At 64.7% G+C, this 7019-nt stretch carries 6 protein-coding genes; 2 read left to right on the top strand and 4 right to left on the bottom strand.

The window, feature by feature from the left end; translation table 11 throughout:
* Positions 1–526: 526 nt before the first annotated feature.
* Positions 527–1336, bottom strand: coding sequence for an alpha/beta fold hydrolase (locus AC1DY5_RS35910; protein ID WP_478119256.1), 810 nt, complete (start codon positions 1334–1336; stop codon positions 527–529).
* Between the two features lie 159 nt (positions 1337–1495).
* Here AC1DY5_RS35910 and AC1DY5_RS35905 point away from each other — a divergent pair, with 159 nt between their 5' ends.
* Together AC1DY5_RS35905 and AC1DY5_RS35900 are read left to right on the top strand one after the other, a co-directional pair.
* A complete protein-coding gene (locus tag AC1DY5_RS35905; RefSeq protein ID WP_478119255.1) occupies positions 1496–1720 on the top strand; it encodes a hypothetical protein in 225 nt (74 codons plus the stop codon).
* 22 nt (positions 1721–1742) lie between these two features.
* The gene (locus AC1DY5_RS35900) at positions 1743–1988 is read left to right on the top strand and encodes a PAS domain-containing protein (RefSeq protein WP_478119254.1); all 246 of its coding nucleotides are present in this window, start codon (positions 1743–1745) and stop codon (positions 1986–1988) included.
* Between the two features lie 279 nt (positions 1989–2267).
* Here AC1DY5_RS35900 and AC1DY5_RS35895 read toward each other — a convergent pair whose 3' ends face one another.
* The 3 genes from AC1DY5_RS35895 to AC1DY5_RS35885 all read right to left on the bottom strand — a co-directional run.
* A complete protein-coding gene (locus tag AC1DY5_RS35895; protein WP_478119253.1) occupies positions 2268–4547 on the bottom strand; it encodes a 2OG-Fe(II) oxygenase in 2280 nt (759 codons plus the stop codon).
* A 775-nt stretch (positions 4548–5322) separates the two neighbouring features.
* The gene (locus AC1DY5_RS35890; protein ID WP_478119252.1) at positions 5323–5520 is read right to left on the bottom strand and encodes a hypothetical protein; all 198 of its coding nucleotides are present in this window, start codon (positions 5518–5520) and stop codon (positions 5323–5325) included.
* Between the two features lie 159 nt (positions 5521–5679).
* The coding region (locus tag AC1DY5_RS35885) for a type II toxin-antitoxin system HipA family toxin (protein ID WP_478119251.1) at positions 5680–7019 on the bottom strand (1340 nt) is incomplete at its 5' end.

Raw genomic sequence — 7019 nt, 5'->3', positions numbered from 1 at the left:
CTCCAGACTGGCTGCAGTCGAATGTCGGCGGCTGACGACAGCAGACCTTCGGGTTTTTCTTCGCGAACGGCCGATCTACCTTCGGAGCTTGACCTTCGGCGACCGCCACGAGCAAATTCGAGTTCGTCGACCGCGTCAGATCCTGGTAGCAACGGACGACCAGCGTGTGACCGCCCGAGGGCCCCACGTGCTCGTCTGGGCCCGGGCCGCCTGTTCGTGACATTCGAAAGCAACCAAAGCCGGACAGGTGGCGTCGCCCATGCGCGCTGTCGATACAACAGCCAGTCGGGCCAGCGGCGAGTCGTCGACCTCGGTCAGCGCTTGCGAGTGCGGCCGCTCGGCCACGTCCGGCAGGCGAGCACAGCCGACGACGCCCAGGGCGCGATCAGCCACAGGCCGGCCGACGCCGAGCGGCGCCAGCGTGGCGCGCGCGGAGGGCGTAGCGGCAGCGCCGGATGGCCGTCCTTCGCGGCCGGGTGCTGGCCCCCCTTGGCGCCCAGGTGTGTTCATGCCGTGTCCCCCACCCTCAGGCCGCCAGGGGCCACGGCTCGGCGCCAAGTGGCAAGACGACCTCGGTCCGCACCCGGTCAGGGGCCTGCACCGGCCCCATGTGGCCCAGGCCGTCGAAGTGCACACGACGACAGATCGGCAGCAACCGCTGGAGCACATCCAGCACCTGCCGCGCCGGCAGGGGCGAACGGCTGCCCCCGAGCAAAGTCACCGGCATTTGCAGCTGGCGGTAGGCCGCCGGGGGCACCCGGTCGGCGAACAGCGCTTCGAACTCGGCGTGCACCTTCGGCATCAGTCTGGCCAGTGCCTGCCGTCGCGCCTCGCTCAGCCGCGCCCAGCTGCCGTCGCCGGACCAGTAATCGACGAACATCTGCGCCGCCCGGTGCAGCACGCCCGACATCACCTGCATCCCGATGCGCCGACCGATGCCGCCGATCCAGTCGGCCGATTCGCGCGTCACCGTGTGGTGCCTCAGCAGCTCGAAGCGCACCGGCTCGTAAAGCGTCAGGCTATGCACGAGTTCAGGCCAGCGCAGCGCGATCTGCAGGGCCACCGCGCCGCCGTAAGAATGGCCCAGCAGGTGCACCCCGGTGCGTGGCAGCAGCGGTGCCAGCTGCCGCGCCTCGTCGTCCAGCGACACCGGCTTGCCGGTCGGCCAATGCGCCGCGCCGGCGTAGCCAATCAATTCAGGCGTCAGCACCTCGGCGTGCGCCGCCAGGGCCTGCCGATAGGCGTCCCACTGACGCGGAGATGCGGCACTGCTGTGTAGGCAGATCAGTCGCGCGGCGGTGCCGTTCGACGGGTTCAGCAAGCGGGTGGTGGACATGGTGCACTCCTGTGAAGCGGCAAACGGCCGTGCTGCGAAGCATCGACACGGCTGGTATCTCCCGCATGTCGCGATACGCACACTGCGTTGCAAAGGGGTATTCGCCATCGCGGCGTGTATCGGCCTTGTATCCGGGTCGATGCCCTGCACATGCGGGCGATGGTCAGCGACGGTCAGGTCCAACGCGGTTTTCGCTATCCGGTCAAGGGCACACCGTGCGAGTTCGTGCTGGGCCAGCAGTTTCGCGCCTACCCGTCCAGGCTACGCGAACTGTTCGCGATCGACGAGGATGTGCAGTTGCCCGGTGCCGAGAGTTACGCGGGGCTGCCGTTGAACGACGCGCAGGGCCGCGCCCCGGGCATCATCGGCGTGGTCTCGCGCTAGCCCGTGGTCAACGTCGAGCGCATTGAGTCGATGCTGCGCATCTTCGCCGGGCGCGCCTCGGCCGAAACCGAACAGCTGCGCGCGCGAGGCGCTGCAACGCTCCGAAGCCAGCTATCGCGCCATCTTCGAGGCTGCGGAGGATTCGATCTTCATCCACGACTGGGACAGCGGCGCGATCCTCGACGTCAACCCCAAGGCCCTGCGAGGTCTATGGCTACAGCCACGACGAGTTGTGCCGGCTGTCCTTGGCCGAGCTCAGCACGGGTGAACACTCCTACACCGCCGATGAGGCCCGGCGGCATATCCAGTTGGCCAAGATGGCGCGCTGCCCGCCCTTCGAATGGCACCGTCGCAGCCGCGACGGCAGCCTAGTTGGGACAAGCTTCTTCCGATCATGTCGGTCCTCACAATGGTGATGACCTTGCCGCAGGTCGCGGACCGCCCCGGACGGCATTTCTGCGGAGGACAGCCAAGCCTCGTCCGCAGCAGACCAGTTCTTTCCCTGGCATTCTGATCGGCAGCCCACGGCGCGGCTTCGCACGCGCTGCTATTGCAACAGAGCCAGATCCTCCAGATCCTGCTTGCGCTGCCCCACCCGTCTGCCATAGCTGGCCTGGTTCTTGGTGCACACCAGGCTGTACGGGCGCCCGCGTTTGTCGGTCGCGCAGTCCACGTCGCACCCGTCGCGTCGGATCGTTTCCTCTACATGCCGGCGATCCGATTCACCTGCCTTGAAGGCCCAAATCCGCTGGCGGGGGTTGACTAGGAACTGGCTCAGTTCACCGCAGCGGCGACATTGGCAACCGAGCGCGCCAGCGCGAGTCCAATCGCCGGGCGCTTCGAGGGCAAGCGCCATTCGCGCGCGGAGATGCTCCAGGCAGACGGCGCGCAATCGCTGAACGGCCGCGAGCGTCCGGGTTCCGGTTGTTTCGGTCAGTTGACGGACGGCGGGCAGGATGACAGCGTCCAAACCATAGGTCTTCGGCCAAGCCAGGAGATGACCCACCGTGGAGTCAGCCAGCTTGGCGTCGATCCGCGAAAGCGCCGACACGATGTCGACGACAAAGCCGACATCGATGCGCTGCCTCTGCCATGCAAAATCAGCCTGCAGCACTTGCGCCGGATCGCCCGGCAGCGCCAGAACCAAGGCCTTCCCGGCAGGGACGAGGCCGTCTGCCAGCGAGTCGATTCGCGCGCTGCGAGCCAGCAAGTCAGCGCAGCTGCAAAGGCACATCTCGGCGTTGGAGGCGACGATGCGCTCGACCAATTCTCCGGCCCGCCGCGCGGGCAGCAGGCCCAGGGCCATCAGCACCGCGTCGTTGTCGCTCTTGCCATGGCCGCCCGTGGCGATGATGTCGACCATGATCGCTTCGATGCGTTCTGTGTCCTTAAATCGGGCCATCAATGCGAGCATTCTGGCGCCTTCACTCTCGCCGTCCCGCTGCGAATAGTAGTTGGCCTTGCGCCAGGTGCGCAGCATGTGGCCGGAGAGTTGATGCGCCTCGCGCCACAGGGGCGATTCGCGATCGTCGCCGCTCGCGACCCAGCGTCCGGTCAACTCGCCCAAGTAAGGCAAGGTGACCGGCAAGCCGGCCTGATTGAGAACCGCGAGGCGTCGCTCCTTCGGCCATAGCACCAGCGCCGCCCGACGGTAAGTCCGCTCGAAGGAAGCACCTTCGTTGCCGGTCRCCTCCTGAAAATACTGCTCGTCGGGTTCCATTTCCGACAAGGCGTCGGGTGGGGAAAGTTCTGCGTCGTTGATCGGAAAGTGGCCCATTGCCGCCGGGCTGCCATCGGGGCGGCCCCAGTCGGAGAGAGTTCGACTGCAGTCAATGACTTCGCCGATCTCGAATTCTTCGTCGCTCTCACCATCGTCGCTCCCCCAACGGCGCGACCGGGAATAGCCGGTGTGCTCGGCCGAGCCGCTTTCTTCAATTGTCAGCAGCGCGACATGAAGATCGCAGCCGGACTGCCGGGCCGCCGCGGTGAGCACAGCGGCCGCGGCGGCGTCGGCGCCTTTCAGCGTCGGAAACAACAGTTCGGCCGGCGTGTAGGCGTACTCGAGCGGGAAGACCAGCTTCTCGGGCGTATCGTCGTCAGGCGCTGTCTTGCTAGCAGACCAGCGCTGCAGCAGCGCCTCGAGGCCGGCTTGCTCCTTGTCATAGCTCGGCGGCAGGGGCAAGCGGCCTCGCCCCTGGCGCAGCAGGTTGTAGACCAGCACCACCCGGCAACCCGAGGTCACCGGCAACACCTCGTGCACGCAATCGGCATAGAAGGCTGCGAAGGCCGCTTCCGAGGGATCTTCGCAGCGCACATCCAGCCGCACTTCGCGGCCCTTGTGACGCACCAGCAGTTCGCCGCCCGCGTGCAAAGAGGGCAGCGTGATGATGAGCGTGGCGAACATGCCGGGCGCTTTCTCGGTGTCGCGGTGGCTGACGAAATGACTTCCCTGATCGTAGATCAGGAGCTTGTATAACTCGGCCGCCACTGGTTCGCTCACTCCGAGCCCTGCGGTGGATCGCGCCACGATGGCCTCCAGGGTCCGTGCCCAGCTCTTCCCCTCGATCCGAATCCGATCGGCGCCGATCTGCCAGGTGCGCCGGACGGTGGAGTCGAGCAGGGTCTCTCCACCGCGGCCGTAAGGAGCGCGCTCCGCGACGGCGATGAGTTGCTCGGCCTGTGTCGGCAGCAAGGGTAGGGCAATCGGACCGACGCCGTTTACCTCCAAACGGGGAAGCAGCAGTTCGGTCGCGCCCGCGGCATAGAAGTCCCCGGGTATACGGACCGTGCTCAGCAGCGCGGCCAGTTCGTCAACGATGGAAGACATGTCGTGCTCTCTCAGGGACTCTCAGCACCGGCGAATGGGCGGTGCCAGGGCAATGGTACAAGCACCCCTTGCACGAATTGCCATGCGGCTGCTAGTTCGGCCCCCGCGAATGTTGGTCTTCGCTCTGAACACATCAACGAGACCGCCGAAAAACCGGTCAAGCCGGAGGTCGACTTCTCCTTCGTGGAGGCCGCCCGCGCCGCCCCGTGCCAATATAAGCTGCTGCCCCTACCCCCGAGAGATCAGTGAGCAACGAGGTTCGTCCTCAGCCATTTCGGCGACATTTCGTCGGCGGCGAGCTGAGCCAATCCGGCCTTGGGGTTCCGCTTTCAGCTGTCATGTGCACCCTCGTGGTGAAACGGGGCACGAGTATGGGACGGAGCTCCCAAAGTGAAACCTTGTGCTCGCAACCAACGGAAACTGAAATGCAGCGCCCGCTTACACAAACGCCGTCCGGCTTCGAACCCGAGACGGTGGCGGCCTGGCTGGGCGTCGAGCCGGAGGTGATGGGCAGGTACAGGCGCGTGGTGGCCTCGCCCGATCGACGACGTCTAAACCGAGGCAATCAGCACCGCAACGCTCGACTCGCATGCTCGGCCAGGCCACCCGATCGCCCTGGCGTCGATCGTCGACGCCTACGAAAAACGCGCACTTCACCAACGAAATCGCTCCTGCCTCCACTTGCGCGTACCCGAGCAGGCACGCCCTCGCGCAAGGCGAAATTCAGGGCCGCAGACTTGCCGGGCGGCAGGCAAGTCCGCCGAAACCTCGCGCTTTAGCGTCCCTGGCTCAACCTCTCCCGTCCTTGAAGGGTCAGGAATTGACCGCCTTGCAGATCGGCGGCGACGAATCCATTTGACCTCAGGCGATCGGCAACCTTGTTCAAATCGGTCGTAACCCGCATGGTGTTGGCCTCGAGCAGGGCCTGGAGTGTCTTCCACTGTTCGTCGTTGAGCTGAATCTTCTTCACCATTGCATGCTCCTATGTCTGTTCACACCCCGGCAGATTTTGCCCAACGACCGTCGAAGGGGATGTGCGTTGGCGCACAGAATCACGCCGCTGGCAGCACTCCCGCTGCATCAGACGAAGTCCGGGGCGAAAGAAATAGAAGGACCAGGGACAGCGCTGCGTTCAGTTGGCCGGCATCGCGTCCAAGCGCTTGGCCGAGTCGGCCAGTCCCTCCAGGATGCCCTCAGCAACACGAGCAGGGAAAGCGGGTGGCAATCTCGCAGTCACCTCCTCGATCACGTCCAGCGTCCGCTCGAGAATGTCCTCGATGATTCCTTCGGCCGTCGGACCGTAGAAACACTTGGCCGCCATCGCGTTGAAGTGCCGGCGCTGCACGTCTTTCATGAGGTAGTGACGGTTCTTTCCCGAGACCGCCATAGCGAGCTTGGCCCTGTGCCAAATGAACTGGTTGGGGCCCTTTCCGACCGCCGGCCAGATCGACATGACGTCGTAAAGCGGCGTCAAGCGGTAGAGCCCACCTGCGAACAGATGGATGCTGAAGTTCTTTGCATGCCCGTCCGGTGCGGCCAGCATCCAAAAGAGAATCTGCGTCGTGAGTAGTGTGCGCAGGTCGTCTTGGGCGGATTCCGAATTCCGCAAGACCTGCGCGAGGCTCTGGATCCCTGGCCCGCCGTCTGCCTCGTACTTGAGATGAGGCGATACGCCAAGGGCTTGGCAAAAGTCTTCCTGGGGAAGTCGAAGGTACCAGGTCCCGCTCGCGTGCAATTGGCGGTCGAATCGCTTCACGCTCAGCACGCGTTGGTCGCCGAAGGTCTTGATTTCCGTCTCCGCCACGGAAAGGCCGAATGCCCGAAGGATGGACAGGCACAGCCATTCGTTCTCCACAGAAGTGTTGAGGTCAATTTTCCTGTTCCCGACCAGGCCGAGCGGGAGTTTGAGGATATGCGTGGTCGGCGTCGACCCGTGCGGGCGCAGCCATTGGCCGTCATGCCACAGCAGTGCTGTCTTCTCCTGCGCGCCGGCCAGCGAGATGCGGAAGTCATCCTCATCTTCGTCTGCGCCGAACGCATTGGCGGACACTGACTTCTTGAGCAGCAGCTCGATGTCCTCGTCGTTCAGGGGCGTGCCTTGGATGCTATGGACTCCCTCGGGTACCTCATCCTCCGCGAGAAGCTGCACCGCGCCCACACAATCTCGCCCGATGGCCTTCAGGAGGTCGAATGGCTCCAGTGACGCGGTCTTGAACCGACTCGCGATGCGCTTGCGGATGATCTCGCTGTCTGGCAGCAGGTTGTCGAAATAGTTCTCGACGCGGTCGCCCTTGACAGGAGTGTTCCCGTCGACTCCGAAAGGAAGTGACAAGGACAGCGGGCGGCCGACTTCCGAGTCCATCCAGCCCTGGTCGTACTGGAGCTCCACGGGACCGCGCGTGGGAATGCGCCAGGTACCCACCCTGACACCATTTGCCCATACAGTCAGCGCCTGAGCGTGAGTCTTTCTTC

The organism is Variovorax sp. P4_D9, assembly GCF_056401695.1.
This window is presented reverse-complemented; position numbering and strand designations above follow the sequence as displayed.